Source organism: Streptomyces solicavernae (assembly GCF_029968095.1).
Classification (GTDB): Bacteria; Actinomycetota; Actinomycetes; order Streptomycetales; family Streptomycetaceae; genus Streptomyces; species Streptomyces solicavernae.
On record NZ_JASCIR010000031.1, the window covers coordinates 44272 to 61737 of the forward strand.

At 70.2% G+C, this 17466-nt stretch carries 17 protein-coding genes; 6 read left to right on the plus strand and 11 right to left on the minus strand.

Annotation, left to right across the window (positions count from 1 at the left end; genetic code table 11):
* Positions 1-43 precede the first annotated feature (43 nt).
* The 4 genes from QIS99_RS26405 to QIS99_RS26420 all read left to right on the plus strand — a co-directional run bounded on the left by QIS99_RS26405 (position 44) and on the right by QIS99_RS26420 (position 1888).
* On the plus strand, positions 44-625 hold the full coding sequence (locus tag QIS99_RS26405; protein ID WP_282516162.1) for a DUF4383 domain-containing protein: 582 nt from the start codon (positions 44-46) through the stop codon (positions 623-625).
* A gap of 108 nt (positions 626-733) precedes the next feature.
* Positions 734-886: a hypothetical protein gene (locus QIS99_RS26410; protein WP_282516163.1), complete on the plus strand. Its 153-nt coding sequence runs from the start codon at positions 734-736 to the stop codon at positions 884-886.
* 9 nt (positions 887-895) lie between these two features.
* Entirely contained in the window at positions 896-1126 is a 231-nt protein-coding gene (locus QIS99_RS26415) for an FmdB family zinc ribbon protein (protein ID WP_282516164.1), read from the plus strand.
* 78 nt (positions 1127-1204) lie between these two features.
* Positions 1205-1888, plus strand: a complete 684-nt coding sequence (locus QIS99_RS26420) for a DedA family protein (protein ID WP_282516165.1) — start codon at positions 1205-1207, stop codon at positions 1886-1888.
* On the opposite strand, the gene QIS99_RS26425 is transcribed toward QIS99_RS26420, so the two are convergent.
* From QIS99_RS26425 to QIS99_RS26435, 3 genes are all read right to left on the minus strand, one after another.
* Positions 1800-2621 (minus strand): HAD family hydrolase, encoded by an 822-nt coding sequence (locus tag QIS99_RS26425; RefSeq protein ID WP_282516166.1) that lies wholly within the window; start codon positions 2619-2621, stop codon positions 1800-1802. The two genes, QIS99_RS26420 and QIS99_RS26425, sit on opposite strands and share 89 nt — an antisense overlap.
* Positions 2618-5140: a phosphoribosyltransferase gene (locus tag QIS99_RS26430; RefSeq protein ID WP_282516167.1), complete on the minus strand. Its 2523-nt coding sequence runs from the start codon at positions 5138-5140 to the stop codon at positions 2618-2620. Before QIS99_RS26430 ends, QIS99_RS26425 begins: the two co-directional genes overlap by 4 nt.
* 124 nt (positions 5141-5264) lie before the next feature.
* A complete protein-coding gene (locus tag QIS99_RS26435; RefSeq protein WP_282516168.1) occupies positions 5265-6443 on the minus strand; it encodes an HpcH/HpaI aldolase/citrate lyase family protein in 1179 nt (392 codons plus the stop codon).
* Between the two features lie 195 nt (positions 6444-6638).
* Between QIS99_RS26435 and QIS99_RS26440 the strand changes: the two genes are divergently transcribed.
* Positions 6639-7526: a TerD family protein gene (locus QIS99_RS26440; RefSeq protein ID WP_282516169.1), complete on the plus strand. Its 888-nt coding sequence runs from the start codon at positions 6639-6641 to the stop codon at positions 7524-7526.
* Positions 7527-7567: 41 nt separating this feature from the next.
* On the opposite strand, the gene QIS99_RS26445 is transcribed toward QIS99_RS26440, so the two are convergent.
* The 6 genes from QIS99_RS26445 to QIS99_RS26470 form a co-directional block, all read right to left on the minus strand.
* A complete protein-coding gene (locus tag QIS99_RS26445; protein WP_282516170.1) occupies positions 7568-8311 on the minus strand; it encodes a TerD family protein in 744 nt (247 codons plus the stop codon).
* 105 nt (positions 8312-8416) lie between these two features.
* Positions 8417-9568 (minus strand): DUF475 domain-containing protein, encoded by a 1152-nt coding sequence (locus QIS99_RS26450; RefSeq protein ID WP_282516171.1) that lies wholly within the window; start codon positions 9566-9568, stop codon positions 8417-8419.
* A gap of 76 nt (positions 9569-9644) precedes the next feature.
* On the minus strand, positions 9645-10220 hold the full coding sequence (locus QIS99_RS26455; RefSeq protein WP_282516172.1) for a TerD family protein: 576 nt from the start codon (positions 10218-10220) through the stop codon (positions 9645-9647).
* Between the two features lie 103 nt (positions 10221-10323).
* On the minus strand, positions 10324-10899 hold the full coding sequence (locus QIS99_RS26460) for a TerD family protein (protein WP_282516173.1): 576 nt from the start codon (positions 10897-10899) through the stop codon (positions 10324-10326).
* A gap of 130 nt (positions 10900-11029) precedes the next feature.
* Positions 11030-11497 (minus strand): peroxiredoxin, encoded by a 468-nt coding sequence (locus QIS99_RS26465; protein WP_282516174.1) that lies wholly within the window; start codon positions 11495-11497, stop codon positions 11030-11032.
* A gap of 109 nt (positions 11498-11606) precedes the next feature.
* Complete coding sequence (locus QIS99_RS26470) at positions 11607-12047, minus strand: DUF3052 domain-containing protein (protein WP_282516175.1); 441 nt, start codon at positions 12045-12047, stop codon at positions 11607-11609.
* A gap of 424 nt (positions 12048-12471) precedes the next feature.
* Between QIS99_RS26470 and aceE the strand changes: the two genes are divergently transcribed.
* A complete protein-coding gene (aceE, locus tag QIS99_RS26475) occupies positions 12472-15204 on the plus strand; it encodes a pyruvate dehydrogenase (acetyl-transferring), homodimeric type (RefSeq protein ID WP_282516176.1) in 2733 nt (910 codons plus the stop codon).
* Positions 15205-15268: 64 nt separating this feature from the next.
* On the opposite strand, the gene QIS99_RS26480 is transcribed toward aceE, so the two are convergent.
* Both QIS99_RS26480 and QIS99_RS26485 read right to left on the minus strand, forming a co-directional pair.
* Positions 15269-15631, minus strand: coding sequence for a peptidase inhibitor family I36 protein (locus QIS99_RS26480; RefSeq protein ID WP_282516177.1), 363 nt, complete (start codon positions 15629-15631; stop codon positions 15269-15271).
* Positions 15632-15817: 186 nt separating this feature from the next.
* Positions 15818-17311 (minus strand): MFS transporter, encoded by a 1494-nt coding sequence (locus QIS99_RS26485; RefSeq protein WP_408909639.1) that lies wholly within the window; start codon positions 17309-17311, stop codon positions 15818-15820.
* Between the last annotated feature and the right edge of the window lie 155 nt (positions 17312-17466).

A 17466-nucleotide genomic window follows, 5' to 3' on the forward strand; every position in this document is an offset into this window, starting at 1 on the left:
TCCGTACGGAGTGATGTCCTCCGGGCACCCCAGGGAGGCGGACATGGCCACGCACGCAACGCTCCACCCCACCAGGCGGCGGATCACGCTGGACGAACACCTTCCCGTCGACCACCGGCTGAGCAAGGTCTACCGCGTCGGCGCGGGCCTTACCGGGCTCGTCCTGCTCGCGTTCGGCATCCTCGGCCTGATCGACCAGGTCGGCTTCTTCGACACCCGGGGCGACACGGTCGCGGGTCTGAACACCAACGGCGCGCTGAGCGTGCTGTCGATCTGCGTGGGGCTGCTGCTCTTCGTGGGCATGGTGATCGGCGGCAACTTCGCCTCGACGCTCAACATGATCGTGGGCGTCGCGTTCATCCTCAGCGGATTCGCGAACCTCGCGCTCCTCGACACGGACCTGAATTTCCTGGCGTTCCGGATCCAGAACGTCCTGTTCAGCTTCGTGGTGGGCGTTCTGCTGATGATGTTCGGCATGTACGGGCGGGTGGGCAGTGCGCTGCCGCACGACAACCCGTACTGGAAGGCCCGCCACCCCGGCCAGGCCGAACGCGAGGAGCGGGCCGTCACTCAAACGCAACTGGGCACGCGTACCGGAACCCGTGGCGAGGACACCAAGACCTGAGCAGCCCTCCCTCAGGCGCCCCCGAGCCCCGACGCCTCCGGGCCCGGCGCCGGGCATGCGGCGCCACCCCGGACTCCCCGCGGCCGCAGCCTCCGCGGGGAGTCCGGCGTGCCCGCACCGTCGCAGCGTGCCCGCACCCTCGGCGCACCCGGACCCGGACCCGCACCCGCACCCGCACCCGCACCCAAGGGCAAGAGGCGGCCCGCACCCAAGGGCAAGAAGCGGCCCGAGCCGGTACTCACCCGCTGTACGCGCCGTTAACCTGACCCCATGCCTCGCTATGAATTCCGCTGCCGGACCTGCGGCGACACCTTCGAGCTCAGTCGGCCCATGGCCGAGTCCTCCGACCCCGCCGCCTGCCCCGCCGGGCACGGCGACACCGTGAAGCTGCTGTCGACGGTGGCCGTCGGCGGAACGGCAGGCGCCGGGCCCGCGCCCGCGCCCGCCCCCGGAGGCGGCGGAGGCGGAGGCGGTTGCTGCGGCGGAGGCTGCTGCGGCTGACGCCTCAGGCCGCCCGCCGCCCGCCGCCAGGCGGCTGACTTCAGGTCCGCTTCAGGAAGTACTCCCTAGCCTGGCCGCATGATCGAGAGCACCGCACCGGGCTGGATCACCGGCCTCATGGACACCCTCGGGGCGCCCGGCGCCGGACTCGCCGTCGCCCTGGAGAACCTGTTCCCGCCGATCCCGAGCGAGGTGATCCTGCCCCTCGCGGGCTTCGCGTCGAGCACCGGGCAGATGAACCTCGTGGCCGCCCTGGTGTGGACGACCGCGGGTTCCGTGCTCGGGGCGCTCGCGCTGTACGGCGTCGGGGCGCTGCTCGGCCGGGACCGTACGCTCGCGATCGCCGCGCGGCTGCCGCTGGTCAAGGCGTCCGACATCGAGCGAACCGAGCGGTGGTTCGCGCGGCACGGCACGAAGGCCGTGTTCTTCGGCCGGATGATCCCGGTCTTCCGCAGCCTGATCTCCGTGCCCGCGGGCGTGGAGCGCATGCCGCTGCCCACGTTCCTGGGGCTCACCGCGCTCGGCAGCGCCATCTGGAACACCCTGTTCGTCCTCGCCGGCTATGCGCTCGGCGAGAACTGGGCGCAGGTCACGGCGTACGTCTCCACGTACTCGACGGTCGTCCTCGGTGCCGCCGCCGCGGCCGCGGTGGCCTTCCTCGCCGCCAGGGTCCTCAGGCGGACCGGCCCGGACCGGCGGCATAGAGGAACTCCCGCAGTATCCGCTCTCCCGCCTCGATCCCGCGCTGAGGCAGAACGGTGAGGTGCGGCGCGGCCAGGCCGGAGTCGGCCAGCTCGCCGTGGCCCGGGCGCCAGGCCCGGTCGGCGGCGAGCAGCAGGTCCGCGTCGAGGAGGGAGTCGCCCGCGGCGAGGGTGAGGTCGGCGCCGGTGCGGCGGGCGACCTCGCGCATGGCGGCGCTCTTGGTCAGCGGCTTCGGCACCGCGTAGATCTTCCGGCCCTGCAAGGAGACGGTCCAGCCGCGCTCCTCCGCCCAGGCGGACAGCTCCTTGACCCAGCCCTCGGGCAGCAGCGCCCGCTCGACCACCAGATACGCGAACAGGTCCTCGGCGACCCGCTCCTTGAGCAGCCACGACTCGTCGGCACTGGCCACGAGATGGGCGCGGACCTCCTCCAGCGAGGCGCACTCCTCGGCCAGGCGGGCGGCGACCTGCCGCTGCCAGTCCCGGTCGGATTCGCCGTCGACGAGCAGGTGGCCGCCGTTGGCGCAGATCGCGAACCGCGGGGTGCGGCCGGGCAGGTTGATGCGCTGGTACTGCGCGCGGGTGCGGGTCGTCGTCGGCACGAAGACGGTGCGCCGGGACAGCTCGGCGAGGAGTTCGGCGGCGTCCTCGGTCACGTACGACAGCGGCTTGCCCTCGTACAGCTCGACGCAGAGCAGCCGGGGGGCCTCCGCGTCCGGCATCGGGAGCTGGAGGGCGGCCGCGGAGTAGATCAGCGTGCGGTCGAGGTCGCTGGCGACGAGTGTGGTGCTCACTTGCCGGTCACCGCCTTGCCGTCGGCGCCGGTCGCGCCCCGGGTGTACTGGGGGTGGATCAACCCGACGCAGCTGTACGGGAGTCCGTCCACCTCCTCGACGTCCACGCCGCGCTGCTCGGCGAGCAGGCGCACATGGTCGAGGTCGGCGCCCGCGCCGCGCTGGGCGAGGATCTTCCACGGGACGCGGCGCAGCAGCACCCGGGTGGTCTCGCCGACGCCCGGCTTGACCAGGTTCACGTCGTTGATGCCGTACGCGGTGCTGATCCGCTCGACGGCGGCCCAGCCCTCCCAGGTCGGCGCGCGGTCCGCCGAAAGGACCTCCTTGACCTGGGCGTCCACGGCGTCGCCGACCTCGTCGAAGCGGGCGGCGACGGTGTCGAGGAAGTGGCCGGAGACGTCCGTTCCGGCGAGTTCGCGGTAGAACTTCGCGCCGTGGAAGTCGTCCGGGCCGACCAGGTCGGCGCGGAGCACGGTGCGCGATATCAGCCCGGAGACCGTGGAGTTGAGGCAGGCGGACGGGATCAGGAAGTCCTCGCGGGTGCCGTAGGTCCGTACGCAGGAGCCCGGGTCGGCGAGCACCGCGATCTCCGGGTCGAAGCCCTTGGCGCCGCCCGCGTCCTCGAAGTCCCGTACGGCCTGGGCGAGTTCGCGGGTGATGGCGCCCTTGCCGGTCCAGCCGTCGACGAAGACGACGTCGGCGGGGTCGTGGTGGGCGGCGAGCCAGCGCAGGGCGTTGGCGTCGATGCCGCGGCCGCGCACGATCGACACGGCGTAGTGCGGCAGGTCGAGGCCGTGCCGGTGCTGCGCCCAGCGGCGCATGAGCACACCGACCGGGGTTCCCGCGCGCGCGAGCGACACCAGAACGGGCCGCTCGGACCGCCCGGTCCCCTCGGACCGCTCGGCGAGGACGGTCTCGGTGACGACGCCGACGGCCTGCGCGATGCGCGCGGCGGACGTCTCCAGGGCCGCCTTGAACAGCTCCTGGTACTGCTCGCTCGGCTGGTACTCGACCGGGAGCGACTCGGCGTAGTGCGCGCCGCCGCTCTGGATCGCCTCCTCGCGCTCCTCGGTCGGCGCTTCGAGCTCGACCTCGGACAGGTCCTGGAGCAGCCAGCCGACCTCGTCCGGTGCGTACGAGGAGAAGGCGGGGCCGCGCAGGGGTTCGGGCAGCATGCTGGGGGTTTCCTGCCGTTCGGGGGCGCCCTCGACGGCTTGCGCGCCGGGGACGTGGGACGGGACGACCGCGAGCAGGACGTGCTCGGCGTGCCGGGCGAGCTGCGCAAGGAGGCCGTCGGGGGCGTGCAGTTCGGGGGTGTCGGCGACGGAGTCGACGACGGCGACGACGGTGTCGAAGCCGCCGCCCGCGACGTTGTACGCGTACCGGTCGCCGGGCCCGTCCGCCGGGTCGTCGTGGGCGGGGAAGACGAGGCGGCTGCGGATCGCGTAGCCGGGGTCGTCCACGGCGAGGACGGGCGAGCGGGTGGTGGTGGAGTAGCGGACCTCGGCCTCGACCTCGGCTTCCAGCCCGACGGCGAGCCGCAGCGGCGCGTACATCAGCTCCTCGAAGCCGAGGACGAGCACGCGGCGCGCGTCCGCGGGCAGCGCCGCGGCGATCTGCCCGACCAGGCCCGGCGCCGCCGCCTCCAGGCGGTCCCGGTGCGCGGCCGTGAAGCCGTGCCTTCCGCCGTCGGGCACCCCGGCGGGCCAGCCGAGGTCGACGCGGACGAGCCGGCGCGCGTCCCGCTGGACCGGAACGCTGACCGGACTCACCGGACTCACCGGGCTCACCGGGCTCACCGGGCCGGGAACACCGTCCGCGGCCCGCTCGTGCTCGGCGACCAGCTCCCGCCCCCGCTCAAGGACCCCCTCGGGCAGCCGCACCGTCCCGGAGGCCAGCGCAACGAGGTCCACGCGGGCGTCGATCTCGCGGGCGAACTCGGCGAGCCTGCCCCGGTCGGCGGTCGAGCGCATGTCGACCAGGGCGACGATGACGTACCGGCCGCGCGGGTAGCGCTCGTGCAGGTCGCGGATGGTGTTGAGGACGGTGTTGCCGGTGGAGAACTCGTCGTCCACCAGGACCAACGGGCCGTCCCCGGCGAGGAGTTCCGGGTCCTCGGGCAGCAGCAGGTGCGAGGTGGCGTGCGAGTGCGACTCCTCGAAGCCGCCGGCCCGCGCGACGCCGGGCACGGGGCGCCGGGTGGAGTGCAGATACGGGGCCAGGGCCAGGCCGTCGGCGACGGAGTGGCCGAGTCCGGTCGCTGTCTCCGCGTAGCCGAGGACGACGGAGCGCCGCGCCTCGTCGTCGCCGAGCAGCCGGCGGACCCGTACGCCGAGGTCGTACCCGGAGCGCCAGACAAGGCTCGGCGACTGCGGGACGTGCTTGCCGAGGACGTGGGAGACGAGCAGATGGGCCCGTTTCGGGTTGCGGCGCAGGGCGAGGCCGAGGAGTTCCCGCAGCCGCTCGTCGCCGTCCAGTTCGACCCCGAGCCGCTCGGCGACCCAATCACCCGACCACACCACGTTGTTCGTATCCCTCTGGTTGCTTGCGCGCTTGCTTGCGTACGTCACGTTCGTCCCTGCCGGGCACTCGTCCCTGCCGGGCACTCGTCCCTGTCCGCACTCGTCCCTGTCCGCACTCGTCTCAACTGCCTTCGGGCAGCCCCGCGGTGAGCAGTTCCACGAAGCTCACGTCCTCGTTCGCCACGCCGAAGGCCTTGGCGCGCTGCAGGGTCCGCTCGGCCCAGGCGCGGTGCGGCTTCACCTCGTTCATCTTGTTCGTGTAGGCGGAGCGCAGGACTCCGCCGCCGCCGCGCTCGGGCCGCAGGATGTCCTGGGCGTCGCTGAACTCCTCGTGGCTGACCACGGAGAGGGCGTGCACGGGCAGGACGTGCGAGGGGTGGATGCAGGTCTTGCCGAGCAGTCCGTTGGCCCGGTCGAGGGCGATCTCGCGGAGCAGCCCGTCGATGTCGTGCTCGATCAGGGTGGTACGCAGCTCCTCGGCGCGGCCGAGGAAGGGGCTGTTGCGCAGCTGCGGCTTGAACATCCGCTCCTGGGCGCGGAAGTACTCCCAGACGGGCCCGGTCACCGTGAACCCGGTGCCGTCGGCGCGGCCGAGGACGTTGACGACGTCGGCGATGACGGAGGCTACGAGGTGCACGTCGTACGCGGTCATGTCGGGCTGGCGGCGCAGTCCGTACGCGGAGCAGAAGTCGGTGACGCCGAGGCGCAGGGCGAGGACGCGGTCGCGGTACTTGTCGACGGTGCGGGCGATACCGGCGAGGGTGTCGGCGCGGGTCTCCAGGTGGAGCAGCTCGGGCGACTCCAGGACGGGCATGGCGAAGAGCCGCCGTCCGCTGGCGGCCTCGGCGGCGGTGAGCGCCTCCAGGAAGGGCACGCCGCGCTCCTCGGTGAACTTCGGCACGACGAAGCCGGAGAGGACGCGGGCGGCGGGGCCGAGGCGGCGGACCAGGTCGGATATCTGGGCGGCGTGCCGGACGCGGATGAAGAGCAGCGGCAGCTGTCCGTCGTCCTCCTGTTCCCGGGCCGCGAGCAGGGACAGTTGGGCGACGAGGTTCTCCTCGCCGGTGACGACGTCCGCGTCGTCGATGGAGTCCTCCAGGCACAGCACCATCGAGGCCACGCCGCGCTGCGTCTGCTTGACGACGTCGTCGGCGAGGCGGGGGCGGGTCGCCGGCGAGTACAGCGTGGCGCCGAGGGCGACCGACAGGAGCGACGCCGGAGAGTCCGCGGTGAACTCGCAGGGTTCCGTGTGGAACAAGCGGTTCCGGATCTCAGGCGCAATGTGCCCGAAATGACGCATGAGACTCCCTGTTGTAGATGTCGACTGACAGGATGTGGCCGGTAATAGTACGTAAACGAGCATGTCAGGGGTTCCCTGCTCGCATGAAATTCAGGTAACCCCCTCATGTCTCCCGCGAGCGGACCCGGCCCCGCCGACGCCCCGGCCACGCCCCCCGCGTTGTCCCGGCCTGGGCCGGGAAGGCAGGATGACGGCATGACGCACGCGATGTTGAAGGGGTCCAACGTCCCGCTCGAAGCCACGGCCGTACGGGCCGTGCTGCGCTGGACCCCCGGTCCGGCCGGGTCGGGAGCCCCGGACATCGACGTCTCGGCGCTGCTGCTCTCTGGCGAGGGCCGGGTCCGCTCCGACGAGGACTTCGTCTTCTACAACCAGCCCCGGCACCCCTCCGGCAAGGTCTGGTGCCTCGGCAAGACGCGCGTCGCCGACGGACTGAGCGATTCCGTCCAGGCCGACCTCGCCGGTCTGGAGGCGGAGGTCGACCGCATCCTGGTCGTGGCATCGGCGGACGGCGTCCCCTTCGAGCACGTACGCGGACTGCGCATCTCGGTGTACGACGCGACGGCCGCGGCGGAGGGCGACCCGTACGCGTACTTCGACGTGAAGCCCGAGACGGGCGCCGAGACCGCGCTGATCTGCGGCGAGCTGTACCGCCGCGGCGACACCTGGAAGTTCCGCGCGCTCGGCGAGGGCTACTCGAACGGTCTGGTCGGCCTGGCCACGGACTTCGGGATCTCCGTCGACGAGTCGGAGTCGGAGCCGGAGCCGGAGTCGGAGGCGCAGGCCCAGGCGGAGGCGCAGGCCCAGGAGGCGGGCCACGACCCCGAGGCCGCGACCCAGCACACCGCGCTGCCGCCGGCCGTCGCCGCCCCGCCCGCGCCGGCCCGGGCCCCCGCGCCGGGCTACGGCTACCCGCAGCCGCCCGCCCAGCCCCCGGCCGCGGCCCCGCCCGGGTACGGCTACCCGCAGCCCGTCTCGGCGCCGCCGGGCGGGTACGGCTACCCGCAGCCGGCCGCGGCGCCCATGGGACCCGACCCGCACTTCACGCTGCCGCCGCAGGGCCCGCAGTTCCTGGGCCGCTGACCCCGCGCCGCACACCGGTACCCCGCCCGGCGCCGGCCTGACTACCGCTCCGCCTTCGCCTTGTAGCCCCGGCCCCACTGCAGGCCCCAGCCGTACAGCCGGTCCAGCTCGGCCTGGAAGCCGTACACGAACTTCACCTCGCGGCGCACGATCAGCTCGTCCTTGACGTTCTCGACGGAGATCACCGCGCAGGAGCGCGCCTGCGGGGCCTGCTCGTCCAGCTCGATCTCGATCCGCGGGCCGTTGCTCGGGTAGAGCGTGAGCTTCGCGTGCGTACGGTCGAAGGCCGGGGTCTGGTCGTAGATGTAGACGAAGAACAGCAGACGCTTGATGGACTCGCGGTAGTCGAGGTTGACGTACAGCGTCTCGCCGGAGGCCGAGCCGAAGCGGTCGTCCCCGCTGAGCTTCACGTACGGCGGCGCGTTCAGGTCGCCGAAGAACTTCCCGAGGGGCTGTACGACACCCTTGGCGCCGTCGGTCATCTCGTAGAGGCAGCCCAGGTCCAGGTCCACATTGACCATGCCCTGGGTGTGGGCCTGGACCACATCGGGCTGGAACATCTTCAGCGGATGCCGCAGCAGCCCGCCGCCCCGCTTGGACCGGCCCTCGATGTCCGACGTACGCATCCGCCAGGACAGGTTGACGCGCAGGTTGCCGGTGGCCGCGCCCTGCTTGGTCAGGGACACCGACGGGCGGCGCTTGGTGAGCTCGATGGAGTTCGTCGCCGCGTTCCCCGATGAGAACTGGGCCTCACGGCCTCGCCACAGCCCTTCCCAGAAGGACATCCCGCCCCCAACTCGTGAAATGCACATCTACATGACAGCGGGGCGGTCCGAGGCACAGCACCTCGTGACCGCCCCGCTCAGAGCGTTCCCTCAACTACCTGCGGATCACACCCCGGACGAGACCTCGGTCTTCTCACCCGAGGCCGGGCCTTTTCCCCCTTCGGCCGCGGCCAGGCGCCGGTTGCGCTGCACCGAGGACCAGAACGACCAGGCGATCAGGACGACACCGATGCCGCCGGTGATGACCTCGGGGATCTCGTGCTGGATGGTGACGAGCAGGATCAGGGCGAGGGCGCCGATCGCGTAGTGCGCGCCGTGCTCCAGGTAGACGTAGTCGTCGAGGGTGCCCTCGCGGACCAGGTAGACCGTCAGCGAACGGACGTACATGGCGCCGATGCCGAGGCCGAGGGCCATCAGGACGATGTCGTTGGTGACCGCGAAGGCGCCGATGACGCCGTCGAAGGAGAAGGACGCGTCCAGGACCTCAAGGTAGAGGAACATGAAGAACGCGGCCTTGCCGGCGAGGACGACGGCCGACTTCGGCTTGCCCTCGCGCGCGGCGCGCTCCTCCTCCTCGTGCTCGCGCTCCTCCTCTTCCTCCAGCTTGTTCTCGAAGAAGCCGGAGAGACCGCCGACCACGAGGTACGTGATCAGACCGGCGACGCCGGAGAGCAGCACCGTCTGCGACTTGTCGACGTGGGCACCGCCGTGCTGGTGGGCCTGGGTCGCGAAGGTCATCGCGGTGATCATCAGAATGATGAGCGCGATGCAGACCGACAGCATGTCGACCTTGCCCAGCTTGGCGAGCGGGCGCTCCAGCCAGCCGAGCCACTTGATGTCGCGGTCCTCGAAGATGAAGTCCAGGAAGATCATCAGCAGGAACATGCCACCGAACGCGGCGATCGACGGGTGAGCGTCGGTCACCAGCTGCTGGTACATGTCCTTGTCCGTCATCGCCAGGTCGACGGCCTCGATGGGCCCGATCTTGGCGCTGACGGCGACGATGACGACGGGGAACACCAGCCGCATGCCGAAGACGGCGATCAGAATGCCGACCGTGAGGAAGATCTTCTGCCAGAAGGCGTTCATCTTCTTCAGGATTCCGGCGTTGACCACCGCGTTGTCGAAGGACAGCGAGATCTCAAGGATCGACAGGATCGCCACGATCCCGAACGCCTGCCACCCCCCGATGAACACCGCTGCGACCAGGCCGAGCGCGGTGACCGCGAACGACCAGCCGAAGGTTTTCAGTACCACTGGCTACCCAATCGTTGTGTACGGGGCGTCCCCGCGCCCGCGACGAGTACGGGGCTCCCCCGAGCCGTGCGCGGCTTTACGAAACATTGACCCCGAAGTCTAGAGCGATGCCGCGCAGCCCCGACGCGTACCCCTGCCCTACGGCGCGGAACTTCCATTCCTCGCCGTAGCGGTACACCTCGCCGAAGATCATCGCCGTCTCCGTGGAGGCGTCCTCGGAGAGGTCGTACCGCGCGAGTTCCTGGCCGTCGGCCTGGTTGACGACGCGGATGAACGCGTTGCTCACCTGCCCGAAGGTCTGGCCCCGATTATCCGCCTCGTGGATGGAGACGGGAAAGACGATCTTGTCCACCTCGGCCGGGACCTTGGAGAGGTCCACGAGCAGGGACTCGTCGTCGCCGTCGCCCTCGCCGGTGAGGTTGTCGCCGGTGTGCTCGACGGAGCCCTCGGGGCTCGTGAGCTGGTTGTAGAAGATGAACCACTCGTCGCCGAGCACGCGGCCGGACTTGCAGAGCAGCGCGCTCGCGTCCAGGTCGAAGGGGGCTCCGGTGGTGGAGCGCGCGTCCCAGCCGAGTCCGACCAGGACCTGCGTCAGGTTCGGTGCGGCTTTGGAGAGGGAGACATTGCCTCCCTTGGCGAGCGTGACGCCCATGTTCGTGGTCCTCCCCAAGGTGGTGATGCGGTTGTCCAGCGCGACCGGCGCCGCACTCAGAGTGCGGCGCCGGTCTGCTGGGTCATGCGTGGCCTTGCGTGGCTCAGACGTTCACGCCGAAGTCCTGCGCGATGCCGCGCAGGCCCGAGGCGTAACCCTGGCCGATGGCGCGGAACTTCCACTCCGCGCCGTGGCGGTACAGCTCGCCGAAGACCATCGCGGTCTCCGTCGAGGCGTCCTCGGAGAGGTCGTACCGCGCGATCTCGGCGCCGCCGGCCTGGTTCACGACGCGGATGAACGCGTTGCGGACCTGGCCGAAGGACTGCTGGCGGTTCTCGGCGTCGTAGATCGAGACCGGGAACACGATCTTGGAGACCTCGGCCGGGACACCGGCCAGGTTCACCTTGATCTGCTCGTCGTCGCCCTCGCCCTCACCGGTGATGTTGTCACCGGTGTGCTCGACCGAGCCGTCGGGGCTCTTGAGGTTGTTGAAGAAGACGAAGCTGGCGTCGCTGGCGACCTTGCCGTCCTCCTGCGTGAGGATGGCGCTGGCGTCCAGGTCGAAGTCCGTACCCGTGGTGGTACGGATGTCCCAGCCCAGGCCGATCGTGACATCCGTCAGGCCAGGGGCTTCCTTGGTCAGCGAGACGTTGCCGCCCTTGCTGAGGCTGACTCCCACGAGTCCTCCCAATTGGTGTCCAGGGGCAGCGCCCCCGTCGTGCGTTGGCATCGGATCAACGACTGGATCCTAGTGACCGGTTCCCGCATCAACAGGCTATTCGTCCCAGGACCACTGGTCGTCGGGCTGTTCAGAGGCTGCCGAGGGCCGTGACGTACTCATTCAGGTCACGGGCGTCGGGCAGCGCGTTGACGACGGTCCAGCGGACCACGCCCTCCTTGTCGATGATGAAGGTGCCGCGCACCGCGCAGCCCTTCTCCTCGTCGAAGACGCCGTACGCGCGCGAGGCCTCGCCGTGCGGCCAGAAGTCCGAGAGCAGCGGGTACTCCAGGCCCTCCTGCTCGGCGAAGACGCGCAGGCTGAACGGCGAGTCGTTGGAGACGGCGAGCAGCTGCACGTCGTCGTTGACGAACTTCGGCAGCTCGTCCCGCAGGGCGCACAGCTCGCCGGTGCAGACGCCCGTGAAGGCGAAGGGGTAGAAGAGCAGCACGACGTTCTTCTCGCCGCGGAAGTCCGAGAGCCGCACGGTCTCGCCGTGCTGGTTCTTGAGCTCAAAGTCCGGGGCCTTGGTGCCGGTCGCGAGGCCAGCGAGTGCCATGAGGACGCATCCCTCCGTAGAGCTGTTCAGGTGGTGCCACCCTACCGAGACACAAGCGAGCCCCCGCCGACCCAGGGTCGGCGGGGGCTCGAAGGCCGTGTGAAGGAGCTCAGCGCTTGCCGGACTTCGCCGCCTTCGGCGTGGCCAGGCGGCTGCCCGACCAGTCCTTGCCCACGCTGACGCTCTTGCTCGCGGTCAGGCCGGCCGTGGTGGCCGCGTCGCTGATCTCGCTCGGCTCGACATATCCGTCGCGGCCGGTCTTCGGGGTCAGCAGCAGGATCGGGCCGCCTTCCTCGATGTACGCGATGGCGTCCACGAGGGCGTCCGTCAGGTCCCCGTCGTCGTCGCGGAACCAGAGCACCACGGCGTCGGCCACATCGTCGTAGTCCTCGTCGACGAGCTCGCCGTCGTCGCCGATGGTCTGTTCAATGGCCTCGCGGAGCTCCATGTCGACGTCATCGTCGTAGCCGATCTCCTGGACCACCTGCCCGGACTGGAAGCCCAGCCTCTCGGCCAGGCTCGTCTCCGCGTGGTCCGCGGTCGCGCTCACGGATTGCCTCCTGATCATGTTTGGAAGTTGTTCTCGGCCGCACGTCTACGCGGGCCACTGGCCGTAGTCCACACGTGCGGGGCGGATCGCGCAAGTACCCGGCCGTCAAGACCGCCGAAACGGTGACGTTCCTGGCGGTGCCGTCGCGGTGCTATCTGCGCTTTGCCGGGTATCCGCTGTTCACCCCTGGCCATTCTGGCCTGTTTTGCCGGTCCTGTGGTAATCGCGGCCGAAGCGGGCCGCGACCTGGTTACCTAACGGTACAGATGACGTTTGCGCGACCGAGGTGGACCATGGGGGACGACAACCGAGGCGTACGACAGCTCCCTCAGCTCTCCCAGCTCCCCCAGCTCCTCCAGCTCCCCCAGCTTCCCAGCTCCTCCAGCTCCCCGACACCGAGCAAGACCGACAGCGAAGGAACAGCGTGGCTTCCGGATCCGATCGCAACCCGATCATCATTGGCGGCCTGCCCAGCCAGGTCCCGGACTTTGATCCCGAAGAGACTCAGGAGTGGCTCGACTCGCTGGACGCGGCGGTCGACGAGCGCGGCCGCGAGCGCGCCCGCTACCTGATGCTCCGGCTCATCGAGCGGGCCCGTGAGAAGCGCGTCGCCGTACCCGAGATGCGCAGCACGGACTACGTCAACACCATCGCCACCAAGGACGAGCCGTTCTTCCCCGGCAACGAGGAGATCGAGCGCAAGGTCCTGAACGCGACCCGGTGGAACGCGGCGGTCATGGTCTCGCGCGCACAGCGCCCCGGCATCGGCGTCGGCGGCCACATCGCGACGTTCGCGTCCTCCGCCTCGCTGTACGACGTGGGCTTCAACCACTTCTTCCGCGGCAAGGAAGAGGGCGACGGCGGCGACCAGATCTTCTTCCAGGGGCACGCCTCGCCGGGCATCTACGCCCGCGCGTACCTCCTGGACCGGCTCAGCGCGGACCAGCTGGACGGCTTCCGGCAGGAGAAGTCGAAGGCGCCGAACGGCCTCTCCTCGTACCCGCACCCGCGCCTGATGCCGGACTTCTGGGAGTTCCCGACCGTGTCGATGGGCCTCGGCCCGCTCGGCGCGATCTTCCAGGCGCGGATGAACCGGTACATGGAGGCGCGCGACATCGCCGACACCTCCAAGTCGCATGTGTGGGCGTTCCTCGGCGACGGCGAGATGGACGAGCCGGAGTCGCTGGGGCAGCTGTCCATCGCCGCGCGGGAGGGCCTGGACAACCTGACCTTCGTCGTCAACTGCAACCTGCAGCGGCTCGACGGTCCGGTGCGCGGCAACGGGAAGATCATCCAGGAGCTTGAGTCGCAGTTCCGGGGCGCCGGATGGAACGTCATCAAGCTGGTGTGGGACCGGAGTTGGGACCCGCTGCTCGCACAGGACCGGGACGGCATCCTGGTCAACAAGCTCAACACCACGCCCGACGGCCAGTTCCAGACGTACGCGACGGAGACCGGCGCGTACATCCGCGACCACTTCTTCGGCGGGGACCACCGGCTGCGGGCGATGGTCGAGAACATGACCGACGACCGGATCCTGCACCTGGGCCGCGGCGGTCACGACCACAAGAAGATCTTCGCGGCGTTCTCGGCGGCCAAGGCGCACAAGGGCCAGCCGACGGTGATCCTGGCGCAGACGGTCAAGGGCTGGACGCTCGGCCCCAACTTCGAGGGCCGCAACGCCACGCACCAGATGAAGAAGCTGACGGTCGACGACCTCAAGGGCTTCCGGGACCGGCTGCACCTGCCGATCACGGACAAGCAGCTGGAGGACGGCGTTCCGCCCTACTACCACCCGGGCCGGGACTCGGACGAGATCCAGTACATGCACGACCGGCGCCTCGGCCTCGGCGGGTACGTCCCGACCCGGGTCGTGCGCGCGAAGCCGCTGCAGCTGCCCGAGGACAAGGCGTATGCGGCCGCGAAGAAGGGTTCGGGGCAGCAGTCGATCGCCACGACCATGGCGTTCGTCCGCATCCTGAAGGACCTCATGCGGGACAAGGAGATCGGCAAGCGCTTCGTACTGATCGCGCCGGACGAGTACCGCACGTTCGGCATGGACGCCTTCTTCCCGAGTGCGAAGATCTACAACCCGCTCGGCCAGCAGTACGAGGCGGTCGACCGTGATCTGCTGCTCGCGTACAAGGAGTCGCCGACCGGCCAGATGCTGCACGACGGCATCTCGGAGGCGGGCTGCACGGCCTCGCTGATCGCCGCGGGCTCGGCCTACGCGACGCACGGCGAGCCGCTGATCCCGGTGTACGTCTTCTACTCGATGTTCGGCTTCCAGCGGACCGGCGACCAGTTCTGGCAGATGGCCGACCAGCTGGCCCGCGGCTTCGTCCTCGGCGCCACCGCAGGGCGTACGACGCTGACCGGCGAGGGCCTGCAGCACGCGGACGGGCACAGCCAGTTGCTGGCCTCGACCAACCCGGGCTGCATCGCGTACGACCCGGCGTTCGGGTACGAGATCGCGCACATCGTGAAGGACGGGCTGCGCCGGATGTACGGCCCTCAGGCCGAGGACGTCTTCTACTACCTGACGGTCTACAACGAGCCGATCCAGCACCCGGCCGAGCCGGAGGGCGTGGACGTCGAGGGCATCCTCAAGGGCATCCACCTGCTGAAGCGCGGTGAGTCCGGGGCGATCCCGGCGCAGATCATGGCGTCCGGTGTCGCGGTGCCGTGGGCGGTCGAGGCGCAGCGGATCCTCGCCGAGGAGTGGAACGTCAAGGCGGACGTCTGGTCGGCGACCTCCTGGAACGAGCTGCGGCGCGAGGCCGTCGACGTGGAGCGGCACAACCTGCTGCACCCGGAGGAGGACCAGCGCACGCCGTACGTGACGCAGAAGCTGGGCTCCGCCGAGGGGCCGTTCGTGGCGGTGTCGGACTGGATGCGTTCGGTGCCGGACCAGATCTCGCGCTGGGTGCCGGGGCGGTACACCTCCCTCGGCGCGGACGGCTTCGGCTTCGCGGACACGCGCGGCGCGGCCCGGCGGTTCTTCCACATCGACGCGCAGTCGATCGTCCTCGCGGTGCTCACCGAGCTCGCTCAGGACGGGAAGGTGGACCGCTCGGTCCTGAAGCAGGCGGTCGACCGCTACCAGCTGCTCGACGTGACGGCGGCGGAGCCGGGGGCTGCGGGGGGCGACGCATAGCGCCGGCCGCACCAACGGCAGGAAGGGCGGCGGGACTTGACGGTCCCGCCGCCCTTTCTGTTCCTCAGCGCTCCCAGATCTTGAACGCCCGTACGCGGTAGGGCGATCGCGGCGCGTACGTGCCGTCGCCGGGGTAGGTCTGGAACTCGCCGGTCTCCGCGCAGTGGGCGGACTGGTAGACCGTCACCGGGCGGCCGGTGCGGTTGGCGTGGGACTGGGCCGAGGCGCCCTCGGGGAGGGCGACGCAGCTCTCGATGTCGGTGCCGGACAGCTCGTGGACGTACCGCTTGCCCTTGAACTCGGCGTCCTGCCACAGACAGAGCTCGCCGGGCCCGCAGTCGGCGAGCGGGGTCGCATCGGCCGCGGGCGCGGCGAGCAGGGTGAGGGCGAGCAGTGAGGTGGTCAAGGTGGGCAGGGTGCTGCGCATGCTGGTGAACCCCCGTGTCGTACGTATCTTCCGACCGCACTCTCGCCCGTAACCGCCGTATTCCGTAAGGGGGTTCGGGTCCGGATCACCCTGATGGGGGAAAGTCCCGCCGAAGGGCTCTTCGGCGGGACTTTCGGATGCGTGGGGCGCGTACGAGGGGCGCACCGCCCCACCTCGCGCGCGGGTTCAGATGTGGACGGCTCCGCCGCCCGCCTCCGCGTTGGCGCCGCGCTTGGTGAACACGGCCACCACGGCGGCGACGGATGCGACGATTCCGGCCGTGACGAAGGCGAGGTGCATGCCGGACATGAAGGTGTCCTGCACGACGCCGCCGATCTGCTCGATGACCGGCTGCGGGGTGTGCGCCTTCTCCAGGGCCTCGGTGGGCAGGTGGCCGACCTCGGCCGCCGCGTCCAGGCCGGGCGCGGGCTCGCCGGGCAGCCCGGCCTCCGTCCACTTCTCGGGCAGTACGGAGGCGGTCTTGCTGGACATGACGGCACCCAGGACGGCCGTGCCGAGCGCGCCGCCGACCTGCATGCCGGCCTGCTGCAGACCGCCCGCCACGCCGGACAGCTCCAGCGGGGCGTTGCCGACGATGACCTCGGTGGCGCCGACCATCACCGGGGCGAGGCCGAGGCCGAGGAGGGCGAACCACAGCGACATCGTCCAGGTGCCGGTCCCGGTGGTGAGCGTGGTCATGCCGAACATCGCGGCCGCCGTGAGCACCATGCCGCCGACCAGCGGCACGCGCGGGCCGAACTTGGTGATGAGGGCGCCCGCGATCGGCGAGGACACGATCATCATGGCCGTCAGCGGCAGCAGGTGCAGGCCGCTCTCGACCGGGGTCATGCGGTGCACGCCCTGGAGGTAGAACGTCACGAAGAACAGGCCGCCCATGAAGGCGAAGGCCATAAGGACCATGAGGACGGTGCCCGCGGAGAGCGGTATGGAGCGGAACATCCCGAGCGGGACCAGCGGCTCCTTGACCTTGGTCTCCCAGACGGCGAAGACCACGAAGCAGAGCACGGCCGCGCCCAGGAAGATCCAGGTCTTGGTGCCGCCCCAGCCCCAGGACTCACCGGCCTTGATGATGGCCCAGATCAGGAAGAACATCGCGCCGGAGAGCAGCACGATGCCCGGAATGTCGAAGGAGCGCGGGGCGTTCGCGGCGCGGTGGTCCTTGAGGATCCACAGGCCGAAGACAAGCGCGATCACGCCGACCGGCACGTTGATGAAGAACACCGACTGCCAGCTGACGTGCTCGACGAGGACACCGCCGAGGATCGGGCCGCCCGCCGTGGAGGCGCCGATGACCATGCCCCAGATGCCGATGGCCATGTTGAGCTTCTCGGCCGGGAAGGTGGCGCGCAGCAGGCCGAGCGCCGCCGGCATGAGGAGGGCGCCGAAGAGGCCCTGCAGGACGCGGAAGACGACGACGAACGTGACGCTCTCGGACAGCCCGATCGCCCCGGAGGCGGCGGCGAAGCCGACGACGCCGATGAGGAAGGTCTGCCGGTGGCCGAAGCGGTCGCCGAGCTTGCCGGCCGTGATCAGGGCGACGGCAAGCGCCAGGAGGTAGCCGTTGGTGATCCACTGGACGTCCGCGAGGGAGGCGTTCAGGTCCTTCTGGATGGCCGGGTTGGCAATGGCCACGATGGTGCCGTCGAGGGCCACCATCATCACGCCGATCGCGACGGCGAACAGCGTCAGCCAGGGGTGGCCGCGCAGGCCCTTCGCCGTGGCCGGGGCGGGAGCGCCCCCCGGCTGCTCCGGCGCCTTGTCCGCCTTGTCGACGGTGGTCTGACTAGTCATGCGTTCGAGGCTAATGACAGCCG